Source organism: Bradyrhizobium sp. WYCCWR 13022, from assembly GCF_030435535.1.
Classification (GTDB): Bacteria; Pseudomonadota; Alphaproteobacteria; order Rhizobiales; family Xanthobacteraceae; genus Bradyrhizobium.
This window is the reverse complement of the sequence record NZ_JAUIZJ010000001.1, coordinates 121,197-141,560: the sequence shown is the minus strand read 5'-3', so window position 1 is coordinate 141,560 and position 20,364 is coordinate 121,197. Positions and strand designations below refer to the sequence as shown.

At 64.2% G+C, this 20,364-nt stretch carries 21 protein-coding genes; 10 read left to right on the top strand and 11 right to left on the bottom strand.

Going from position 1 to position 20,364, the window contains the following annotated elements; translation table 11 throughout:
• Positions 1-137 precede the first annotated feature (137 nt).
• The gene (gene purL, locus QY049_RS00730; RefSeq protein ID WP_301268604.1) at positions 138-2,348 is read left to right on the top strand and encodes a phosphoribosylformylglycinamidine synthase subunit PurL; all 2,211 of its coding nucleotides are present in this window, start codon (positions 138-140) and stop codon (positions 2,346-2,348) included.
• A 15-nt stretch (positions 2,349-2,363) separates the two neighbouring features.
• Here the strand turns inward: purL and QY049_RS00725 are convergent, their stop codons facing one another.
• Positions 2,364-3,554, bottom strand: coding sequence for an acyltransferase (locus QY049_RS00725; RefSeq protein WP_301268603.1), 1,191 nt, complete (start codon positions 3,552-3,554; stop codon positions 2,364-2,366).
• Between the two features lie 189 nt (positions 3,555-3,743).
• Here QY049_RS00725 and QY049_RS00720 point away from each other — a divergent pair, with 189 nt between their 5' ends.
• Complete coding sequence (locus QY049_RS00720; RefSeq protein ID WP_027525383.1) at positions 3,744-3,917, top strand: DUF1328 domain-containing protein; 174 nt, start codon at positions 3,744-3,746, stop codon at positions 3,915-3,917.
• Between the two features lie 14 nt (positions 3,918-3,931).
• On the opposite strand, the gene QY049_RS00715 is transcribed toward QY049_RS00720, so the two are convergent.
• A complete protein-coding gene (locus tag QY049_RS00715) occupies positions 3,932-4,291 on the bottom strand; it encodes a DUF427 domain-containing protein (RefSeq protein ID WP_194481935.1) in 360 nt (119 codons plus the stop codon).
• 194 nt (positions 4,292-4,485) lie between these two features.
• On the opposite strand from QY049_RS00715, the gene QY049_RS00710 reads away from it, so the two are divergent.
• Together QY049_RS00710 and QY049_RS00705 are read left to right on the top strand one after the other, a co-directional pair.
• Positions 4,486-4,722: a BolA family protein gene (locus tag QY049_RS00710; RefSeq protein WP_092228036.1), complete on the top strand. Its 237-nt coding sequence runs from the start codon at positions 4,486-4,488 to the stop codon at positions 4,720-4,722.
• Between the two features lie 39 nt (positions 4,723-4,761).
• Complete coding sequence (locus QY049_RS00705) at positions 4,762-5,955, top strand: low temperature requirement protein A (RefSeq protein ID WP_301268602.1); 1,194 nt, start codon at positions 4,762-4,764, stop codon at positions 5,953-5,955.
• Between the two features lie 13 nt (positions 5,956-5,968).
• On the opposite strand, the gene egtD is transcribed toward QY049_RS00705, so the two are convergent.
• Positions 5,969-6,940, bottom strand: coding sequence for an L-histidine N(alpha)-methyltransferase (gene egtD / locus QY049_RS00700; protein ID WP_301268601.1), 972 nt, complete (start codon positions 6,938-6,940; stop codon positions 5,969-5,971).
• 60 nt (positions 6,941-7,000) lie between these two features.
• A complete protein-coding gene (egtB, locus tag QY049_RS00695; RefSeq protein ID WP_301268621.1) occupies positions 7,001-8,299 on the bottom strand; it encodes an ergothioneine biosynthesis protein EgtB in 1,299 nt (432 codons plus the stop codon).
• 241 nt (positions 8,300-8,540) lie between these two features.
• Between egtB and grxD the strand changes: the two genes are divergently transcribed.
• From grxD to QY049_RS00675, 4 genes are read left to right on the top strand one after another with little or no spacing between them, the layout of a single operon-like run.
• Complete coding sequence (gene grxD / locus QY049_RS00690; RefSeq protein ID WP_128926634.1) at positions 8,541-8,867, top strand: Grx4 family monothiol glutaredoxin; 327 nt, start codon at positions 8,541-8,543, stop codon at positions 8,865-8,867.
• A gap of 3 nt (positions 8,868-8,870) precedes the next feature.
• Complete coding sequence (locus QY049_RS00685; RefSeq protein ID WP_301268600.1) at positions 8,871-9,422, top strand: O-acetyl-ADP-ribose deacetylase; 552 nt, start codon at positions 8,871-8,873, stop codon at positions 9,420-9,422.
• A 45-nt stretch (positions 9,423-9,467) separates the two neighbouring features.
• Complete coding sequence (locus tag QY049_RS00680) at positions 9,468-10,754, top strand: serine hydrolase (protein ID WP_258766347.1); 1,287 nt, start codon at positions 9,468-9,470, stop codon at positions 10,752-10,754.
• Between the two features lies 1 nt (position 10,755).
• Complete coding sequence (locus tag QY049_RS00675) at positions 10,756-12,018, top strand: serine hydrolase (RefSeq protein WP_301268599.1); 1,263 nt, start codon at positions 10,756-10,758, stop codon at positions 12,016-12,018.
• Positions 12,019-12,038: 20 nt separating this feature from the next.
• Here QY049_RS00675 and QY049_RS00670 read toward each other — a convergent pair whose 3' ends face one another.
• The 5 genes from QY049_RS00670 to murI all read right to left on the bottom strand — a co-directional run bounded on the left by QY049_RS00670 (position 12,039) and on the right by murI (position 16,517).
• Positions 12,039-13,106: a low specificity L-threonine aldolase gene (locus QY049_RS00670; RefSeq protein ID WP_301268598.1), complete on the bottom strand. Its 1,068-nt coding sequence runs from the start codon at positions 13,104-13,106 to the stop codon at positions 12,039-12,041.
• Positions 13,107-13,195: 89 nt separating this feature from the next.
• Entirely contained in the window at positions 13,196-13,813 is a 618-nt protein-coding gene (gene rpsD / locus QY049_RS00665) for a 30S ribosomal protein S4 (protein ID WP_258766350.1), read from the bottom strand.
• 199 nt (positions 13,814-14,012) lie between these two features.
• Positions 14,013-14,780, bottom strand: coding sequence for an acyltransferase (locus QY049_RS00660; RefSeq protein ID WP_301268597.1), 768 nt, complete (start codon positions 14,778-14,780; stop codon positions 14,013-14,015).
• 104 nt (positions 14,781-14,884) lie between these two features.
• Positions 14,885-15,658, bottom strand: a complete 774-nt coding sequence (locus QY049_RS00655) for an HpcH/HpaI aldolase/citrate lyase family protein (protein ID WP_301268596.1) — start codon at positions 15,656-15,658, stop codon at positions 14,885-14,887.
• A gap of 61 nt (positions 15,659-15,719) precedes the next feature.
• Complete coding sequence (gene murI, locus QY049_RS00650; protein WP_301268595.1) at positions 15,720-16,517, bottom strand: glutamate racemase; 798 nt, start codon at positions 16,515-16,517, stop codon at positions 15,720-15,722.
• A gap of 167 nt (positions 16,518-16,684) precedes the next feature.
• On the opposite strand from murI, the gene QY049_RS00645 reads away from it, so the two are divergent.
• Positions 16,685-17,236: a cytochrome b gene (locus QY049_RS00645; RefSeq protein ID WP_301268594.1), complete on the top strand. Its 552-nt coding sequence runs from the start codon at positions 16,685-16,687 to the stop codon at positions 17,234-17,236.
• 89 nt (positions 17,237-17,325) lie between these two features.
• Positions 17,326-17,967, top strand: a complete 642-nt coding sequence (locus QY049_RS00640; RefSeq protein ID WP_301268593.1) for a glutathione S-transferase family protein — start codon at positions 17,326-17,328, stop codon at positions 17,965-17,967.
• Positions 17,968-17,974: 7 nt separating this feature from the next.
• On the opposite strand, the gene QY049_RS00635 is transcribed toward QY049_RS00640, so the two are convergent.
• Together QY049_RS00635 and QY049_RS00630 are read right to left on the bottom strand one after the other, a co-directional pair.
• A complete protein-coding gene (locus QY049_RS00635) occupies positions 17,975-18,781 on the bottom strand; it encodes a Crp/Fnr family transcriptional regulator (RefSeq protein ID WP_194481948.1) in 807 nt (268 codons plus the stop codon).
• 257 nt (positions 18,782-19,038) lie between these two features.
• On the bottom strand, positions 19,039-20,145 hold the full coding sequence (locus QY049_RS00630; protein ID WP_301268592.1) for a preprotein translocase subunit SecD: 1,107 nt from the start codon (positions 20,143-20,145) through the stop codon (positions 19,039-19,041).
• Positions 20,146-20,364 lie beyond the last annotated feature (219 nt).

The window sequence follows — 20,364 nt, the reverse complement described above, 5'->3', positions numbered from 1 at the left end:
CAGCGCCTTGCAATTCCCGTTCCCGCCGCCCCACCTTGCAAAACGTGGGACAGCGGGAAAATGCGCCATAAAGGGCTTTTCGTGAGCCCTCGATCTTCCTAAGAACGGCCAAACGCCCGCCGAAAGCCCCTGAAGCCATGAAGAACGAACCCAAGATCACCCCCGAACTGGTTGCCGCCCACGGGCTCAAGCCCGACGAATACGAGCGCATCCTGAAGCTGATCGGGCGGGAGCCGACCTTCACCGAGCTCGGCATCTTCTCGGCAATGTGGAACGAGCACTGCTCGTACAAATCCTCGCGCATCCATCTGAAGGGCTTGCCGACCAAGGCGCCCTGGGTGATCCAGGGCCCCGGCGAGAATGCCGGCGTGATCGACATCGGCGGCGGCCAGGCCGTGGTCTTCAAGATGGAGAGCCACAACCACCCGAGCTATATCGAGCCCTACCAGGGCGCGACGACAGGCGTCGGCGGCATCCTGCGCGACGTCTTCACCATGGGCGCGCGCCCCATTGCCTGCCTCAACGCCCTGAGCTTCGGCGCGCCCGAGCATGCCAAAACGAGACATCTCGTCTCCGGCGTCGTCGCGGGCGTCGGCGGCTACGGCAACTCCTTCGGCGTGCCGACGGTCGGCGGCCAGGTGCGCTTCCATACCCGCTATGACGGCAACATCCTCGTCAACGCGATGGCGGTGGGCCTCGCCGATGCCGACAAGATCTTCTATGCGGCCGCCTCGGGCGTGAACATGCCGATCGTTTACCTCGGCTCCAAGACCGGTCGCGACGGCATCCACGGCGCCTCGATGGCGTCGGCCGAGTTCGACGACAAGTCCGAGGAGAAGCGCCCGACCGTGCAGGTCGGCGATCCCTTCGCCGAGAAGCTGCTGCTCGAGGCCTGCCTCGAGATCATGGAGAAGGGCTGCGTCATCGCGATCCAGGACATGGGGGCGGCGGGGCTCACGTGTTCGGCGGTCGAGATGGGCGCCAAGGGCGATCTCGGCGTCGACCTCGATCTCGACGCCGTGCCGACCCGCGAGATGGGCATGAGCGCCTATGAGATGATGCTCTCGGAAAGCCAGGAGCGCATGCTCATGGTGCTCAAGCCCGAGAAGGAACAGGAAGCCGAGGCGATCTTCAGGAAGTGGGGCCTCGACTTTGCGGTCGTCGGCCACACCACGCCGAGCAAGCGGTTCGTGGTCAAGCATGGCGGCGACGTCATGGCCGATCTGCCGATCAAGGAACTCGGCGACGAGGCGCCGCTCTATGACCGCCCGCATGTTCCCTCCGCCGCGCTGCCGATCGTGCATGCGCGCGAGGTGCCGGCGCCGATGGCGCTGGGTGCCGCGCTGGAGAGGCTGATCGGCACGCCCGACATGTGCTCCAAGCGCTGGGTCTGGGAGCAGTACGACCACGTCATCCTCGGCAACACCATGCAGCGCCCCGGCGGCGATGCCGCCGTCGTGCGCGTGCAGGACGGGCCGAAGGGACTGGCGCTCACCGTCGACGTGACGCCGCGCTATTGCGAGGCCGATCCGTTCGAAGGCGGCAAGCAGGCCGTGGCGGAAGCCTGGCGTAACATCACCGCGGTCGGCGGCAAGCCGCTCGCGATCACCGACAATCTCAACTTCGGCAATCCTGAGCGGCCCGAGATCATGGGCCAGTTCGTCGGCTGCCTGAAGGGTATTTCGGAAGCCTGCCGCACGCTCGACTTCCCGGTCGTCTCCGGCAACGTCTCGCTCTACAACGAGACCAATGGCCGCGCGATCCTTCCCACGCCCTCGATCGGCGGTGTCGGGCTGCTCGACGATTTCACCAAGTCCGCCTCGCTCGCCTTCAAGGCGGAGGGCGAAGCGATCCTCTTGGTCGGCGAAACGCATGGCTGGCTCGGCCAGTCCGTCTATCTTCGCGACATCTGCGGTCGCGAGGAGGGCGCGCCGCCGCCGGTCGATCTCGCCGCCGAGAAGCGCAACGGCGATTGCGTGCGCGGCATGATTCATGCGGGCACTGCGACCGCGGTGCACGACCTCTCGGACGGTGGCCTCCTGATCGCGCTTGCCGAGATGGCGATGGCGAGCGGCATCGGCGCGAGGCTGCTCGCGGCGCCGACATCGCTGGTCTCGCAGGCCTATTGGTTCGGCGAGGACCAAGCGCGCTATCTCGTCACCGTGCCGGAAGCCGAAGCCGGACGCGTGCTCGCCAAGATGCGCGGCTGCGAGGTGCCATGCGTGCGGATCGGTACCACCGGCGGCGATGCGATCGTGATCGCGGGCGAGGCGCCCGTGTCGATCGATGCTCTGCGGAGCTCGCACGAGCGCTGGCTGCCGGAGTATATGGGCGGGAAGGCGGCGTAAGCCGCCTTCACAAACTCACAGTATCTTCGTTGCCCCGGGGATCTGGCGCAGAGCGCGCGTCAGCGCCCAGCTGAACGCGACTGTCAGCAGGAATCCAATCGTCACCTTGACGAGCGCTGGCAGCTCATAGTCGAACAGCCAGTATTGCAGCCAAAGCGCGATCGGGTAGTGCACCAGAAACATGCCATAGGCGTCCGCCTGCATCGGATCGAGCAGCCTGGCCGAGCCCGATTGCTTGAACCGCTGGAAGAAGGCCAGGATCAGAAACATGATGGCCACGCTGAAGACAGCGAAGCAGACGGCATAGAGCCCCTCATACCAGTTCGGCAGCGGCGACGGGTTTCCCAGTATCTCGCGCTTGATGAAGATCAGCACCCAGAGCAGGCAATACGGAACGATCGTCAGGACCATCCAGTCCCAGCTGACCCTCGCCATGCGGCCGTCAGCCGCGAGCAGTCCGCGGTCGATATTCGCGACGCCGATGCCGGCTCCGAAAAAGAAGTAGCTCGCATAGAGCATCACGCGCCCGTGCTGCACCGAGAACGGCCCGAACTCGAACCAGTTGCTTGGCCCGAAATACATCAGCCCGGGAACATAGAACGCTGCGGTGACGGCAAGCATGACCGCGAAGAACTCCGCGGGCCGGCGGCGACCGTGCAGCGAGAGGCGATTGATCGGATCGAGCAGGTTGGGCGACAGCCGGTGCAGGATGCAGGCAATCACGTCGAAGACGAGCAGGACCCAGAGAAACCAGATCGGCCCGCTCGGCCACGGGCCCTTCGTGACCATATTCCACCAGTATTCCGAGAAGCCGATCTCGGGGTTTTGCCGGAGCGAGATGGCGTAATAGGCGAGGGGAATGATCGTGAATGCGCAGATCACGAACGGCAGTCCAAGCCGCAGCAGGCGATCGACCAAATAGCTCCGCGCTCCCTTGCGGGCGATGCCTGACCACGCAAACAAGCCCGACAGGAAGAAGAACATCGCCATGAAGAAGCTGTCGGTGGCGAGCACGATCATGTCGAAGCCGAAGAAGGACTTCGGGTCGGTGTGACCGAAATAGGTATAGGGGATGACGGCATGGTGCAGCAGTACCACCAGCGTCAGGAAGGTCCGGGCGCGATCGAGCGACATGTTGCGCGTCTTGCTTTTCGGCGCAGCATGCGCTTCGGCGCCAATCGTCGCTGATTGTGAGATCGTGCTCATGGTTGCCCCGATTGCGTCTCTGTCGCTGCACGACTCTGCCGCCGGGAACCGGATTCAGCAAGGGCCGTTTCGGCCATTCGTCGCTGCCGACCGGTATCCTCAGGAACCAGTTCCGTGCGGCGAAGTTAGCGTTCACGAACTGGTTGAGGACCGCCCGCCAAAGGCGGCACTGATGCGTCGGAGCTGGCGATGACTATCCTGAAATGGGCGCTGATCTTCCTGTTGATCTCGATCGTGGCCGGTGTGCTCGGCTTCACCGGCATCTCGGCCGCCTCCGCCGATGTCGCCCGCTTCCTGTTCTACGTCTTCGTCGTGATCTTCCTGGTGCTGCTCGTTCTCGGGCTCACGATATTCAGGGCCTAGCCAGGCGCCGGGGACTATCCCACTTCCTCGATCTTCACCTTGTCCGGGTAGAAGGCGAGATGACCTGATATCTCCGTCATCGCGGGGAAGGGCGTCTCGTAGGTCCAGATGGCGTTGTCGAGCGTCTTGCCGTCGGCCTTGATGCTGTAATAGCTGGCGTCGCCCTTGTAAGGGCAGTGGGTGGTGCGCGCGGTGCGCTCCAGCAGCGCCATATTCGCGTCCTCCCGCGGCAGATATTGCACCGCCGGATATCTGGCCTCTTTCAGCGTCAGCGCCTTGGTGCTCTCGGCAATCACGATATCGCCCGCCGTCACGCGGACGCGGCGGGGATTTTGGGTGATGGTGATGGGATGGTCGGGGCCCGGAAGCTTCATGGTTTCACGCCTTTTCGATCAAACTGCCGCGCGCGGCACTTTGTCGTGCCTTTGTCCTGATGGGATCAGGGATATAGTGCCTGAAGGCGTGACGTAGAAGGCCGTTCACGCTAAGTTTGGCCTCGCCGGCAAGGGGACCCCCGGCAAGCGATTCGAGGCCGAGGCCGAAAGCCGACACAAGGAGCAAGACCCGAATGCCCATGGACGCCCACGATATCGAGGCGATGATCAAGGCAGCGATCCCCGATGCCGAGGTGACCATCCGTGACCTCGCCGGCGATGGCGACCACTATGCTGCGACCGTGATCTCGGAATCCTTCCGCGGCAAATCCCGCGTCCAGCAGCACCAGATCGTCTATCGGTCCCTCCAGGGCCAGATGGGCGGCGTGCTGCATGCGCTGGCGCTGCAAACCGGCGTACCAAGTCCTTGAACAGGTTGCACCTGACCTGATCGCGCGCAGGGGACGCTGATGGCTGCGGACAATCCGCGCGGCGCGATGTTTCGCGTCATCGTGCCGAACCAGCCCAGCCGCGTCACCAATGCCGAGCTGTTCTTCGACCTCGTCTTCGTCTTCGCCGTCACCCAGATCTCGCACACGCTGCTGCACCACTTCACGCCGCTCGGGGCGGTCGAAGTCACGCTGCTGTTCCTGGCGGTGTGGTGGGTGTGGGTCTACACCGCCTGGGTCACCAACTGGCTCAATCCCGAGCTGACGCCGGTCCGCATCCTGATCTTCCTGATGATGCTGGGCGGCCTCGTGCTGTCGACCACGATCCCTGCTGCCTTCGACGGCCGCGGCCTGTGGTTTGCGATCGCCTATGCGGCCATGCAGGTCGGACGCACCGCGTTCTGGCTGTTCGCGACCCCGCACCATCGCACCGCCGTGAGGCACAACGCGATCCGCATCCTGGTCTGGCTCTGCGGCTCCGCGATCTTCTGGATCCTCGGCGGTCTCGCCCATGGCGAGGAGAGGCTGTGGTTCTGGATCGTCGCCCTCGCGATCGAATATGTCTCGCCCGCGGTGCGCTTCTGGGTGCCGAAGCTGGGTTTTTCGTCGGTCGAGGCCTGGGCCGTCGAGGGCGGCCACATGGCCGAACGCTGCGCCGGCTTCATCATCATTGCGCTGGGCGAGGCCGTCGTCGTCAACGGCGCGACCTTTGCCGAACTGGACTGGACCGCGGACAACATCCTGGCGTTCGTCGCGGCCCTGGTCGGCAGTATCGCGATGTGGTGGGTCTATTTCCACAAGGGCGCCGAGGCCGGCTCCGAGCGGATCTCGAAATCGGCTGAATCCGGCCGTCTGGCGCGGCTCGCCTATACCTATCTGCACATGCCGATCGTCGCCGGCATCATCCTGACCGCGGTCTCGGACGAGCTGGTGCTGAAGCACCCCTCGGGACATTCCGACGTCCGCACCATCGTCAGCACGATCGGCGGTCCCATGGTGTTCCTGGTCGGCACCATCCTGTTCAAGCACTCGATCCGCGGCTTCCTCCAGCTTTCCCACGGCATCGGAATCATCCTGCTGCTGGCGCTGTGGTGGTTCGCCGCCGATCTCTCGCCACTCTGGCTGTCGGTCGCCACGAGCGTGATCATGATCGTCGTCGCGGTGTGGGAATCGGTGTCGCTGGGATCGAAGCGGCAGGAGGCCGCGGAGCGTTGAGGCGCCGGAGCGATTACTCCGCCGCCTCCAGCGCGTGCACCGAGAACATCTTGGCTGCGTCCGTCCAGCTCTCGCGCACGCGCCAGCCGGCGCCTTGCGCCAGCGCGGCGAAGCGCTCGAGGCTGTATTTGTAGCTGTTCTCGGTGTGGATGCTCTCGCCGGGCCGGAACGAGAAGCTGGTGCCGAGCAGGCGCACGGTCTGGCTCTTCCGGCTGATCAGGTGCATCTCGATTCGGTGACGGTCGTGATTGTAGATCGCGCCATGGGTGAAGGCGGAGAGATCGAAATTGCCGCCGAGCTCGCGGTTGATCCGCACCAGCACATTGAGGTTGAACCGTGCGGTGACGCCGGCCGCGTCATTGTAGGCGGCATGGAGCAGGCGCTCCTCTTTCTCGAGGTCGGCGCCGACGATCATCTGCGCGCCGTTGCCCAGAATCTGGCGGGCACTCTTGAGGAAGGCCTGTGCCTCGTGCGGCTCGAAATTGCCGATGGTCGAGCCCGGGAAGAAGCCGACCTTGGGCATCGATGCGACCGCTTTCGGCAGCTCGAACGGCGTGGTGAAGTCGGCGGCCACCGGATAGATGCCGAGCGACGGGAAATCGCGTTTCAGGCCATTGGCCTGCGCTTGCAGGAAGTCACCGGAGATGTCGACCGGGACATAGGCCGCGAACTTTGACTGGTTCAGCAGCAGGCGGACCTTCGTGGTCGCGCCGGCGCCGAACTCGACCAGTGCGGCGTTCTCGGGAATGATTTGTGCGATCTCGCTGCCGCGCTCCCTCAGGATCGCGAGCTCGGTGCGCGTCGGATAGTATTCCGGAAGGCGCGTGATCGCTTCGAACAATTCCGATCCGGTCGCGTCATAGAAATATTTCGGCGACAGTTTTTTCGGCTGCTGCGAGAGGTCCTCGATCGCCTCGCGGGCGAAGGCTGTGGTCTGCTCGTCGGGGAGATGGGCTTCGGCCAAAGCGCTGGCGTGCACATTCATGATACTCTCCTGAACGCGCTGTCCGGCGCGTATTTGTCGTCGGATGAGACTTCAAGGACTTCAGAGGTAGTCAGCCAGCCGCAACCCGGTGAATTGCCAGCGGTGGTGCGGATAGAAGAAGTTGCGATATGTGACGCGGCTGTGACCCTCAGGCGTCGCCAGCGAGGAGCCGCGCAGCACCAGCTGGTTGACCATGAACTTGCCATTGTACTCGCCGAGCGCGCCTTCGACGGCGCGGTAGCCGGGGTAGGGGGAATACGACGACCGCGTCCACTGCCAGACGATGCCGAAGGCGTCGTTGAGCTGCTTGGTGCGGGCCGCGACTTCCCATTCCATTTCGGTCGGCAGATGCTTTCCGGACCAGCGCGCGAATGCATCGGCCTCGTAATAGCTGACGTGACAGACCGGCGCGTCCGGATCGACCGGCTCGAGGCCGGCCAGCGTCATCACCTGCCATCCGCCATCGACCTCGCGCCAATGCCCCGGCGCCTGCCAGTCTTCCTTGCTGGCCGCGGCGAAGCCGTCCATCAGCCACAGCGTCGCACGCCGGTAGCCGCCGTCGCGCATGAAGGCGAGCCATTCGCCATTGGTGACGAGATTGCGCGCGACCTTCACGGGGCCGACGAGCGCGCGGTGTGCCGGCTTCTCGTTGTCGAAATGAAAGGTGTCGTCGACATGACCGACGGTGTGGATGCCTTCGTTGAGCGTCAGCCAGTCATCGCCCGTGCGCGTGGCGGGTGGAAAGCGCCAGTCCGCATCGTAAGCGGGATAGACCGGGCTCTGCGCGAAGGCGTGCAGGATGTCGGTGAACATCAATTCCTGATGCTGCTGCTCGTGGTTCAGCCCGACCTCGACGAGTGGCGCCACCTCACGGAGCTTGTCCTCGCCGGCCTCGCGAAAGAATTTGACGACCGCCGCATCGACATAGTTGCGATAGGCGCCGACCTCGTCGGCGCTGGGCCGGGTGATGTCACCGCGATGATTGCGGGCATGGCGGGGGCCTGCGCTGACGTAATAGGAATTGAACAGGAAGGCGAAGTCGGGGTGGAAAGGCCGGTAGCCTCGCACGTGCTCGCCGAGCAGAAACTGTTCCCAGAACCAGGTGGTATGGGCCCGGTGCCATTTCGCCGGGCTCGCGTCCGGCATGGACTGGATCTGCTGGTCCTCGGGAGAGAGCGGCGCGGCCCGGCGCTCGGTCTCGGTGCGGACGGCGAGAAAACTGCTCTCCAGCCCCTGCGCGAGACCGCCTGGGGCGGCCGATAGTGACGAAAGCGGCGGACTGGCCGTAGCGGAGGCTTGTTTCGTCACGTTTTTCTCCAGACAGGACAAGAGAACGCTGTTGGCGTGCCCCGGTTCCAAAACCAAGGTTCGTCCTAGATAGGGGCTCCGTTACGGTATGAAAGTCCTCCCCGGCGATGATATTCGTGCCATCATGTAATGGTGACGAGGCCGCCCAGGCCCGATGTCTAGGGGCCGTTCGCCGCCATTTTACTTTGGATGCACAACGGTTTGGGCTACATATATAGGTAGGTATCGGGTTAGATCGGCTGAGCCGGCCCGAGGAAAATGTTGAGGGCTCGAGCCCCAGAAGGACACGGATATGAGCATCGCGGAATTCATCGACAACGAAGTGAAGTCGAACGACGTGGTTCTGTTCATGAAGGGTACGCCGCAATTTCCGCAGTGCGGTTTCTCCGGCCAGGTCGTCCAGATCCTCGACCACGTCGGCGTCGGCTACAAGGGCCTCAACGTGCTCGAATCCGCCGAACTGCGCAACGGCATCAAGGAATATTCGAACTGGCCGACCATCCCCCAGCTCTACGTGAAGGGTGAGTTCATCGGCGGCTGCGACATCGTCCGCGAGATGTTCCAGGCCGGCGAATTGCAGCAGCTCTTCTCCGAGAAGGGCGTCGTCGTCGCGGCCTGATCCGTGGCGGTGCTGACGCGCCGGATCGGCGGCGCGGAGCTCGACGTCATCGTTGCTGACATCACCACGCTGAGCGTTGATGCCATCGTCAACGCCGCCAATTCATCGCTTCTTGGTGGAGGCGGCGTCGATGGTGCGATCCACGACGCTGCCGGTCCCGAGCTGCTTGCCGAATGTCGGACGCTCGGTGGATGCCCGACCGGTGATGCCAGGATCACCAAGGGTTACCGTTTGCCCGCGCGCCATGTGATCCACGCTGTTGGCCCCGTCTGGCATGGCGGCGGCCGTGGTGAGGCCGAGGCGCTCGGTTCCTGCTATCGCCGCGCGCTCGAGCTCTCCCAGGCCAATCAGCTGACCTCGCTGGCATTCTCCGCGATCCCGACTGGCGTGTATCGCTTCCCGGCGGATCAGGCCGCCAGGGTTGCGGTCCATACGACCATCGAGGCCCTGCCGACGGCTCCCTCGGTCAACCGTGTCATATTTTGCTGTTTCTCGGAGGCGAGCGCCGCCCTTCACACCGACGTTTTGGCGCGATACGGCGGCCCTTGTGCCTGACAGCGCGCTCATTACACTCCGCCAGCCATGTTCCGGGGAGGGGATATGATTTTAAATATTGGACTACGAGCGTTGGTTTGCGGTGCCCTTGTCTCGTTTGGCGCGATGTCGATCGCGCACGCGGAGGGCACCTACGAGATTCCGGCCGGGGCGCATTTCAATCAGGAGAAGCTCGGCAAGATCAGCGAGTTCTTCAAGAACGAGGTTGCGACCGGCAAGATCGCCGGCGCGACCGTGCTGATCAAGCAGCACGGCAAGCCGGTCTATCACGAGGCCTTCGGCGTGCAGGACGTGGTCAGCAAGGCTCCCATCACCGACAAGACGATCTTCCGCCTGTTCTCGATGAGCAAGGCGATCACCTCGGTGGTCGCGATGAAAATGCTCGAGGACGGCAAGTTCAAGTTGGATGATCCCGTCTCCAAGTACATCCCGTCCTTCGCCAATGTGAAGGTCGGCGTCGAGAAGAAGGCCGAAGACGGCACCAAGACGCTCGAGCTGGTGCCGCCGAACCGGCCGATGACGGTGAAGGATCTGATGACCCACACCTCGGGCATCACCTACGGCTTCTATGGCGACAGCCTGGTTCGCCAGGCCTATCGCGCCGCCAACATCTATGCCGGCGATTTCGACCTTGCCGAGTTCGCCGAGCGCATCGCAAAGCTGCCGCTGCACAATCAGCCGGGGGCGCTCTGGCAATACGGCCATTCCACCGACATCCTGGCCCGCGTGATGGAAGTCGCGGGAGGCAAGTCGCTGCTCGATATCGAGCGGGACTTGCTGCTCGGGCCGCTCGGCATGGTCGATACCGGCTTCCTGGTCACAGACCCCGCGAAGCAGAAGCTGCTGGCCCAGCCGGTGCCGAACGACAGTGATTTCCGGGTTGGCCGTATCAACGATCCGACGGTCGTCAAGAAGATCCAGTTCGCAAGCGGCGGCATGGTGACGACCATGGCCGATTACGAGCGCTTCGCGCAGATGCTGCTCAACGGCGGCTCTTTCGACGGCAAGACCATTCTCAAGCCCGAGACGTTCAAGCTGATGACGACCGACCAGATCGGCCCGGGCTCCGGCGTTGAACGCGACTATTTCTACTTCCCCGGCGACGGCTTCGGTTTCGGCCTTGGCCTCGCGATCCGCACCGATCCCGGCAACGCAAAGCCGCCGCCGCCCGGCGATCTCGGGGAATTGAAGTGGGACGGTGCATCCGGCTGCTATTTCGTGATCGATCCCAAGCAGGACATGTTCTTTGTGCTGCTGGAGCAGACTCCGAGCGAGCGGCAGCGCATCCAGCGGACACTGAAGCAACTGGTCTATGAAGCCATGGAGAACTGATATGCGCGAGCGCCGCGGGCTGGTCGCGGCGCTCGTCCTTTTGTTCGGCGTCGTTGGTGCACAAGCGGGCTCCGAGGGCCGCGCGCACAGTTTCACGCCGGAGGGCCTCGCCAAAGTCTCCGACTACGTCAGGAACGAGATCGCGACCGGCAAGATTCCGGGTGCGATCCTCTTGCTCCAGCAGCACGGCAACCCGGTCTATAACGAGAATTTCGGCGTCCGCGACGTCGCGACAGAGATATCGATGAGCGCCGACACGATCTTCCGGCTCTATTCGATGTCGAAGCCGGTCACTTCTGTTCTGGCGATGATGCTGGTCGAGGAGGGCAAGCTCGCGATCAGCGATCCCGTCTCGAAGTACATCCCGGCCTTTGCCGACATGAAGGTTGGCGTCGAGAAGAGGGCCGAGGACAACAGGATCTCGCTGGAGCTGGAGCCGCTCAAACGTCCGGTGACGATCGAGGATCTGATGCGCCAGACCGCCGGACTCCCCTACGGCTACTATGGCGGGGACCTGGTGAACAAGCTCTATGCCGACGCCGGTCTGTTCGACAACAAGGCTTTGACCAATGCCGAGCTGGTCGCGAAGATCACAACGCTGCCGCTCGCCGAGCAGCCCGGCACGATCTGGGACTACGGCCTCTCTTTCGACGTGCTCGGTCGAATCATCGAGGTGATATCGGGGAAATCGCTGTTCGAGTTCGCGAAGGAGCGGCTGTTCGATCCACTCGGGATGAAGGACACGGCGTTCTACGTCGCCGATCCCGCCAAGTGGCCGCGCATCGCCGAGCCGATGCCGGAGGATCGCGTGCTCAGCCCGATGGCGAAGGTTCGCGATATCAGGAAACCGCTGCGATGGGAGTCCGGCGGCGGCGGCCTGGTCGGCACCGTCGGCGACTATGCGCACTTCTCGCAGATGCTGCTCAACGGCGGCAGTTACGAAGGCCGACGCTACCTCAAGCCGGAAACCATCGCCTTGATGGCGTCGGATCACGTCGGTCCCGAAACCCACGTCGAGCGCGACAAGAACTTTTATCCGGGCGAGACCAGCGGCTACGGCCTCGGCTTTGCCGTGCGCACGTCGGTGCGGCCGGGCACGTCGCGGCCGCTTGGCGAATATCGCTGGGACGGCGTCGGCGGCACCTTTTTCTTCATCGATCCCGAAGACGATCTGTTCGGAATCTTCATGGTGCAGACACCGTCGCAGCGCGGCCGGATTCAACTCGGGCTGAAGACGCTGATCTATCAGGCGATGGCGCGGTAGACTCTCGTTTCGACGCGTTTTTACGCCCCGCGCACGATCTCTCTGACATATCCGATCGTTTCCTCGACCTGGTTCGCATTGACGTCGAGATGGGTGCAGGCGCGGATGCGGCCGTCCATCATCGCGAGCGTCACGCCGCGCTGGCGGAGTGCTGCGACCATCTTGTCGCCGGCGATGCCGGCGCCATCGGGTTTGAAGAACACGAGGTTGGTCTCGGGCTCCTGCACCTCGATGCCTGCGATCTGCGACAGGCCGCGCGCGAGCGCGCGCGCGTTGGCGTGGTCGTCGGCAAGGCGCTCGACGTGATGGTCGAGCGCATAGATGCAGGCGGCCGCGCAGATGCCGGCCTGCCGCATCGAGCCGCCGAGGCGCTGCTTCCACTGCCAGACCGCGTCGATGAAGGCGCGCGTGCCGGCAAGCACGCCGCCGATCGGCGCGCCCAGGCCCTTGGAGAAGTCGATCCAGGCCGAATCCCATCCCGCCGTCATGTCGCGCGGGGAAATGCCGCTTGCCACAGTGGCGTTCAGCAGGCGTGCGCCGTCCATGTGGGTGACGAGGCCGTGTTGTTTGGCGATCGCGACGATCTCGTCGAGCGCGGCCTTCTTCCAGATCGTGCCGCCGCCGATATTGGCGGTCTGCTCGACGCTGACGACCGTCTGCGGCGGCTGGTAGCGCGTGCGCGGATGCAGAGCTTTCCGGAACGTCTCCGGCGTGAACTGGCCGTCGGGGCCCTCGAGCTGCGTGACCTGGAAGCCGCCGATCGCAGCATGCGCGCCGCCTTCGCGGGCGATGATGTGCGCGGTCTCGTGCGCGAGGATCTCGTCGCCGGGGCGGCAATGCACCAGCGTCGCGGTGACGTTGCACATCGTGCCCGAAGGCATGTAGACCGCGGCTTCCTTGCCCATCAGCTCGGCGACGCGTTCGCACAGCGCATTCACGGTCGGATCGTCGCCGACCTGCTCGTCACCCACTTCGGCCCGCGCCATCGCCTCGCGCATCGCAGGCGTCGGCTTGGTCTGCGTGTCCGAGAGCAGATTGATGCGCACCGGCGGCGCCTTGGGGTCAACGGGGGGAGGGGTGTAGAGCATTCGTCGGCTCCTCAAAGCAGTGCGGCCACTGAATTGTGGCTCTTAAACAAAAAGGCCCCGGCGAACCGGGGCCTTTCGATATTCAGATCTTAGCGCGAATAGAATTCGACGACCAGATGGGGCTCCATCTGCACCGGGAACGGCACGTCGGAGAGGCCGGGGATGCGCACATATTTTGCGGTCATCTTGCCATGGTCGACTTCGAGATAGTCGGGGGTGTCGCGCTCGGGAAGCTGGCTGGCTTCGAGAACGTGGGCGAGCTGCCTGGAGGCTTCCTTGACCTCGACGACGTCGCCGACCTTGACCTGGTAGCTCGAGATGTTGACCTTGCGGCCGTTCACCTTGATGTGGCCGTGGTTGATGAACTGGCGGGCGGCGAAGATCGTCGAGACGAACTTGGCGCGGTACACGACCGCGTCGAGACGACGCTCGAGGAGGCCGATCAGGTTCTCGCCGGTGTCACCCTTGAGGCGGCTCGCCTCGACGTAGATGCCGTGGAACTGACGCTCGCTGATATTGGCGTAGTAGCCCTTCAGCTTCTGCTTGGCGCGCAGCTGCACGCCGAAGTCCGAGAGCTTGCCCTTGCGGCGCTGGCCGTGCTGGCCGGGGCCGTATTCGCGGCGGTTCACGGGGCTCTTCGGGCGGCCCCAGATGTTCTGGCCCATACGGCGATCGATCTTGTACTTCGCCTCACTGCGCTTGGTCATCGCGTCCTCGTCGGTTGCATGGTTTGAGGAAACGCGCCCTCCTGTGTGACGGGATGATCCCGGCACCGACAGGTCCGATCCCCAAAGCTTAAGGGAGTGGACCACGGGTCGCGAAACGCTTCGCGGGCCGAAATCGGCCCGCGAGCAAGCGGCTTTTAGGGGAGTTTGGGGTTCGCTGTCAATGCGAATGGCCTCGGAATCAGCTTCCGACCGCCCGGATCGGCTTGGAGCTGGCAGCGCGCAATTCGGCAGCAATTTCAGTGTTCAGGACCTGTTCCAGCCGGGTCAGGACCCGGGCGATGGGGGCCGCGTCCGTGACCCGGTGGTCCCAGCGGATCACGACATGGATGGTCTGGTCGCCCTCGACCACCCCATAGCTGACGATGAACGGACCTGGCGTAATGGGATGGAGCTCACCGCCGCCGTAGGCGGCCACCGAGCTCACCGCGAAGCTGCCGAACCAGTTGCCGCGCTGCCGGCCGAAATTCAGCCCTACGGCCCAGGACAGGCGCCGCAGCGCCAGCGGCAGGCGGGTCACCCGCATGATCTTGCGGAACATCGGGACGTCGTCGATCGGCGCCGTCTTGGCGCGGCGGATTTCGCTGTCGACCGCGGACAGCGCCATGGCCTCGGGGGCCGCGATTCGCTGCGGCATCACGCATTCCTCACCGTCCTCGACCCGGGCAATGGCGACCGACGCGACGCTATGGGGGAGTTCGTAGAGCATCGGCCAGGGCCATTTGGCGTAGACGGTGCGCAGGACCGGCTCTTCCCGGGCTACCAGGGCAAAGGCCTTGACGAACATCGCCGCCCAGCCGGCCGGTGCCATCACACCTGCACGAACCTCCAGCAGGGGGCGGATATTGAGCGAACGGGACAACGAAACGAACGGAACGTCCATCGACGCACGCATCAGGTCGCAAATCAGGCGGCGAGGCATCGAAATGGTCTTTGGCGTCCCGCGCATCGCTCTTTCGGTTCCAGCAGATGAAAATATGTGCAGCGAACGGCCTCCCGCTCGCCGCTTCCTCTAGCACGAACCAACCCGGTTGGCCGCGGCAATCGGTCCGTTCAGCGCTTGATCCCGTCGAACGCCGCCATGAGGCCGCGCTGGAACAGCGACCAGTCGAAGCCGAGCGCGATCGCGCGGTAGCCGCGGTCGATCAGCTGGTTGGCCTGGTCGGCGGTTCGTGCGACGCCGCCGATCGGCACGCCGCTTCTGAGGATGCCGGCCTCGGCGCGCGCGATCAGCTCCTGCAATTCCGGATCGTCCATCTGGCCGCGCTTGTTGATGGAGGTGGCGAGATCGCCGGGACCGATGACGGCAACGTCGATGCCCGGCGTCGCCATGATCTCGTCGATGCGGTTGACGGCGTCGACATGCTCGATGGTGACCATGCAGATCATCTCGTCGTCGGCCGACGCCATGTAGTCCGGCATCGACTGGCCCCAGCGGAACGGGGCGTGGAAGGGGCCCCAGAGCCGGTCGCCGCGCGGCGGATAGCGCACGCTGCGCACCGCCTTCTCGGCCTCGTTGCGATTGGTGATCATCGGGAAGTTGATGCCGAAGGCGCCGATATCCATCGGTGCCTTGGCAAGCCACGGCTCGTTCGCCGCGATCCGCACCAGGGGCGTGCACGGCGTTCCTGTCGTCGCCGCGATCATCGCATGGGCTTCGGTGAGCCCGATCGGCCCGTGCTCGAGATCGACGATGATCCAGTCGAGCGAGCGCGCCATGATCTGCACCATCTGCACGCTCGGGATCGTTGCGATCGCACCGAAGGCGGGACGGCCCTCGCTCCACACCTGGCGGAGACGATTGAGCGGCTTTGCGGAGACCGGCATGAGAACGAACCTGCGAAGATGGCGACGGCGGAGCCTAGCAGCGCGCCGCCGGGGCGCAAGATCAGGCGACTGCGCGCCCGCCGAAGAACGGCGTCAGCGTGGCGTTGAGGCCATGCACGCGTTTCGATGTGAAAATCATCTCGGCGCCGGACTGCGTGATGCCGCTGACGCCCGGGCCGAGCAGATCGGAGACGCGACGGGCGATCGCTGGTGCCGGATCAATCCATTCGACGGGCCAGGGCGCGAGCTTTTCCATCCGGTCCAGCAAGAGCGGATAATGTGTGCAGGCAAGCACCACCGTGTCGGTGCGCGCGCCCGCGTCTTCGGCGTCGCCGACGAAGCAGGGGGCGAGCTCGGCGAGGATGTCGCCATCGCTGATTGGATGGCCACTGAGCTCGCGCTCGGCAAGCGCGGCCAGCTCGGGCGAGCCGACCAGCGTGACCTCGCATCCCAGCGCGAAATCGCGGATCAGCGCCTTGGTGTATTCGCGCTTCACCGTGCCCTTGGTGCCGAGCACGGAGACGCGGCGTGTCTTCGAGCGGGCGCAGGCCGGCTTGATCGCCGGCACCGTGCCGACGAAGGGCACGGAATAAGCGGCACGCAAATGCGATAGGACCAGGGTGGACGCCGTATTGCAGGCGATGACGACGAGATCAGGATCATGGGTGCCGATCAGCTCCCCCATCAGCGGCACGACGCGGGCGATGATCTCGTCCTCGCTGTGATGGCCATAGGGGAAGAAGGCGTCGTCGGCGACGTAGGTATAATGCGCGTCGGGGCGCGCGGCCACGACCTCACGCAGCACGGTGAGGCCGCCAAGGCCGGAATCAAATACCAGGATCGTCGGGGAATTGCTCACGTCGCTACCCTAGCCCGTCATGGTTACCATTCGGTTTTTGGGGCGGTTTTGCGGCCGAGGCGGCCTGAGCCCGGTTTGGAACGATTCAATTTCGTGTTTGCCCCCCGTTCCCGCTATCAGCCGTGCTGCGCTGCGGTTGGGACATCCGCAAATTTTCGGGAGCTGACATGATCAGAAACACGACGGCCGGTTGGGGGAGCATCGCGCGGTGGTTTCACTGGGGCCTGGCGCTGGCGATCATCGGCATGATCGGCTTCGGCTGGTGGATGAATCATATCCCGGCGCGTGCCGACAGGTTCTTCTACCGCTCGATCCACGCCGACATCGGCTATGTGATCCTGCTGCTTACGGTGCTGCGCCTGGCCTGGCGCGCCATCAACCCGACGCCGGCGCCGCCGGCCGAGTCCCTGCGCTGGCAGAAGATCGCGGCACGCGTCAGCCACGGCGCGCTCTACCTCGTGGTGATCCTGGTCGCGATGATGGGCTGGGCGCATTCGGGCGCGCGTGCGACCAGCTACTCGGACTTCTTCGGCCTGTTTCACGTGCCGCAATTCACCTCTCCGGACAAGGCGGCGGCGGACGCCTTTGAGGACCGCCACATCTTCCTCGCCTATGTGCTGCTGGCGTTGATTGCGGTCCACGTCGTCGCGGCCCTCTGGCACCACTTCATCCGCCGCGACCGCGTCGTGGCGCGGATGGTGACGGACGAGGTGGGGTAGGCAGTCCGGATTGCTTCGCTGCGTTCGCAATGACAGCGTATGATGCGGCGTCGCGGCTCATCCAATTTGCGGCCGCAAGGGAGACGCCCATGCTCACCGTGCACCATCTCGGCAAATCGCAATCCGAACGCATCGTCTGGCTGTGCGAGGAGCTCGGGATCCCTTACGAGCTGAAGCGCTATGCGCGCGATTCCGTCACCATGCTGGCGCCGCCCGACTACAAGGCGCTGCATCCGATCGGAGCTGCGCCCGTCATCACCGACGGCGATCTCCTGCTCGCCGAATCCGGCGCCATCGTCGACTACATCATCGCCAAATACGGCGATGGCCGCCTCGCGCTCCGCGTCGATGATCCCGACTTCGCGCAATTCCTGTACTGGTTTCACTTCGCCAACGGCACCCTGCAGGCCGGCATGGGCCGCTTGATGCTGCTGAACCGGCTCAAGCTCACCGAGGACAATCCGATGCTGGTCGCGACCAAAGCGCGGATCGACCGCGCATTCGATCTCGTCGATGCGCGCGTGCGCGACGCCGAATATCTGGCGGGCAGCAGCTTCACCACGGCCGACATCATGACCGTCTTCACGCTCACCACGATGCGCTACTTCCAGCCCTACGATCTTTCGCGCTGCCCGAACGTGGTCAGATATCTCGGCCGCGTCAGTGCGCGTCCGGCCTACCGGCGTGCGATGGAGAAGGGCGATCCTGAAATGACGCTGCTGCTCAGCTGAGCCGCGATCAGGCGATCTTGTTCGTGGTCGCGGCCCGCGCCGCGGCCAGCTGCTTCTGCAGGCGATCGATGTTCTGCAGGAGGCGCTGGCTGGTCAGCACCAGGAAATAATAGCCGAACTGCGGATCCTGGAAGTAGATCTCGAGCAGGCGGTCATAGGTGATCGTCAGCACCTGGCCGTCTTCGACGCATTCGATCGTTCCGGTGCGCCGGTTGTCCGGCGTGAGGAAGCCGAGCTCGCCCATCAGCGCGCCGGGCCCGATCTCGACGCCGATCTCCTTGACCAGGAACTTGCCGGTCACCGTGAGCAGCATCTCCTTGGCCGGATCGCCGAGCTTGAACAGCGTGTCACCGTGGCGATATTTGCGCTCGGTCATGAACGGCTTCAGCCATTCGATCGACATGTCGCCTTCGGCCGCATGCCGCGCTTTCTTGACCAGCTTGAGCATCTGCCGCAGGCGCAGTGCGTTGATCGGAAGCATCAGCAGATAGAGCAGGAACGTCGAGACGTTGGCGGAGAGTGCTCCGAAGATGGCGAAGAATGCGCAGCCGATCATGTTGGCGACGCGCAGGGGCACCATTGTCCGCATCAGGAGGGTGGCGACGAAGAAGCCGGCGCCGATCGTGGCGAACAAATTGGCCAGCGTGATGTTGTGGACGAAGATCTCGAGCAGCCGGTTGAAGATTGCGTCCCAGGTGACGTTGTTGGGATCGAGGCCCATCTGGACCAGGACTTTCGCGATCCTGAGATTATCCGTGGCCGCATCGAGAATGCGGTCGAGGATCGAGGAAATGTCTGCGCTGCCGGACGGCATGGTACGAACCTCGCGTAAGGCCTTCAGTGCTGGTCGGTATCCGCGGCACGTATAGCCGAAATCGAATGACGACCGCTTGAAATGAAGCCTTCGGTCGCCCTGCCGCAAGGGACAAATTTTAGCCTGATCGGCCGTTTCGGCAATTGCCCGTTGGTTGCGTGCATGATCCCGGCGCGCCCGTGATTCGGGCCGGCGCCGCTAGGCCGAGCCCGGCGTCAGGGGCGGGCGGTCGGCACTAACAGGCGGCCCGGCAAGCCCTAAGGCTTGGCGCCGGGCTGGACGACCTGCTGCTCGACGAGTGTCAGGTGCCCGGGCAGGGCGCCTGCGCGCAGCAGCATGGCCACGCTGTTGGCCTCCTCGAGGGTAAAGTTGCCTGATATCTGCACCGAGCCGGCGGTGATGGGCTCGCGGATCACGGGCGCGGAGATCACTTTGTCGTCGAGCACGATGGCCAGGGCTTGGCCGACATTTTCTTCGGTGAGGTGGGCGAAGCGCCGCGCACCGCGCCCGTTGAAGCGGAACTGGGCGACTGGATCCTTGGTGCCGCTAGCAAAGCCGGGCGCCGCATAGCTGATGTCGTTGCCGTCGAGCGCGCTGTCCTTAGAACTCTCCTTGGCGACCAGATAGGGCCGCTTGTCCTTGAAGCCGAGCAGCACTTCAGAGCCCTCCGGCGGCGTGCCGGATTGCGCCTGCTCTGCGGACATCGAGGCATCGATTTGGCGGAAGCTGACCTTGACCTTCCGGGCGAAGATCGCGGTGATACGTTCGGGGTCGGTCACTCCCGGCAGGAAGATGCGGATACGGTCAGTCCCGTCAGGGACGACGCTGACGAGCTTGATGCCGGCATCCTTGAGGCGCTGTTCGATCATCGCGATGGAATCTTCGACCAGTTCGTTCAGCCGCGCCCTGGAAGCGGCATCGGTCGGCGCGAGCCGGACCGCACCGTCACCGCCGTCGGTCACGGCAACTGCATGCGACGGCAATCCCTCCGCGGCAGAGGCGAGCTTGCGCGCCAGCTGGTCGCGTCCCTTGGCGTCCGCGATCTTCACATCGACGCCGCCATCGCGGATCGCAAGATTGGAGAACGCGATATGGCCGTCGTGCAAGGTCTTGTAGACGTCGTCGCGCAGATCCGTGACGACGCTCTCGCGCAAGGCGTCGCCGTCCACCTTGTAGATGATGCGCGAGCCGCCCAGCTTTTCCATCTTGTCGCCGACAAAGGCCGCGATCTTGGCGCGCATCTTGTCGAACTGGTCCTCTGCGCGCGCGGCGTGTGGCAAGACGACCGTCGCTGCCGAGATCACCGATGTCATGGCGAAGGCGAGGATCAGCCGTGTGGCGCGGTCCCGCAGGGGCGTGGTCATGATCACCTCAAGTCTTGCGGCAGGACGCTGGCAGACGAGTCCAATGCCTGTTCTTGGTCCCCGGATCGGGCGGGGAGGTTCAAAAGCTCTCAGGCGAGGTTTATCGCCGCAGCAGGCAGACAATGGACGAACGCCAAATCATCCATCATTGTGCTCCCGCTCGATCGGCCATTCGGTCGAGACCCCGCCGAACCAAATGTCAAAAGACAGGCGGCGAGG

What these genes read in the sequence shown, in the direction of transcription:
- purL (WP_301268604.1), top strand. Translation starts at nt 138, where the DNA reads ATGAAGAACGAACCCAAGATCACCCCCGAACTGGTTGCCGCCCACGGG.
- QY049_RS00725 (WP_301268603.1), bottom strand. Translation starts at nt 3,554, where the DNA reads ATGAGCACGATCTCACAATCAGCGACGATTGGCGCCGAAGCGCATGCT.
- QY049_RS00720 (WP_027525383.1), top strand. Translation starts at nt 3,744, where the DNA reads ATGACTATCCTGAAATGGGCGCTGATCTTCCTGTTGATCTCGATCGTG.
- QY049_RS00715 (WP_194481935.1), bottom strand. Translation starts at nt 4,291, where the DNA reads ATGAAGCTTCCGGGCCCCGACCATCCCATCACCATCACCCAAAATCCC.
- QY049_RS00710 (WP_092228036.1), top strand. Translation starts at nt 4,486, where the DNA reads ATGCCCATGGACGCCCACGATATCGAGGCGATGATCAAGGCAGCGATC.
- QY049_RS00705 (WP_301268602.1), top strand. Translation starts at nt 4,762, where the DNA reads ATGGCTGCGGACAATCCGCGCGGCGCGATGTTTCGCGTCATCGTGCCG.
- egtD (WP_301268601.1), bottom strand. Translation starts at nt 6,940, where the DNA reads ATGAATGTGCACGCCAGCGCTTTGGCCGAAGCCCATCTCCCCGACGAG.
- grxD (WP_128926634.1), top strand. Translation starts at nt 8,541, where the DNA reads ATGAGCATCGCGGAATTCATCGACAACGAAGTGAAGTCGAACGACGTG.
- QY049_RS00680 (WP_258766347.1), top strand. Translation starts at nt 9,468, where the DNA reads ATGATTTTAAATATTGGACTACGAGCGTTGGTTTGCGGTGCCCTTGTC.
- QY049_RS00675 (WP_301268599.1), top strand. Translation starts at nt 10,756, where the DNA reads ATGCGCGAGCGCCGCGGGCTGGTCGCGGCGCTCGTCCTTTTGTTCGGC.
- QY049_RS00670 (WP_301268598.1), bottom strand. Translation starts at nt 13,106, where the DNA reads ATGCTCTACACCCCTCCCCCCGTTGACCCCAAGGCGCCGCCGGTGCGC.
- rpsD (WP_258766350.1), bottom strand. Translation starts at nt 13,813, where the DNA reads ATGACCAAGCGCAGTGAGGCGAAGTACAAGATCGATCGCCGTATGGGC.
- QY049_RS00660 (WP_301268597.1), bottom strand. Translation starts at nt 14,780, where the DNA reads ATGCGCGGGACGCCAAAGACCATTTCGATGCCTCGCCGCCTGATTTGC.
- QY049_RS00655 (WP_301268596.1), bottom strand. Translation starts at nt 15,658, where the DNA reads ATGCCGGTCTCCGCAAAGCCGCTCAATCGTCTCCGCCAGGTGTGGAGC.
- QY049_RS00645 (WP_301268594.1), top strand. Translation starts at nt 16,685, where the DNA reads ATGATCAGAAACACGACGGCCGGTTGGGGGAGCATCGCGCGGTGGTTT.
- QY049_RS00640 (WP_301268593.1), top strand. Translation starts at nt 17,326, where the DNA reads ATGCTCACCGTGCACCATCTCGGCAAATCGCAATCCGAACGCATCGTC.
- QY049_RS00635 (WP_194481948.1), bottom strand. Translation starts at nt 18,781, where the DNA reads ATGCCGTCCGGCAGCGCAGACATTTCCTCGATCCTCGACCGCATTCTC.
- QY049_RS00630 (WP_301268592.1), bottom strand. Translation starts at nt 20,145, where the DNA reads ATGACCACGCCCCTGCGGGACCGCGCCACACGGCTGATCCTCGCCTTC.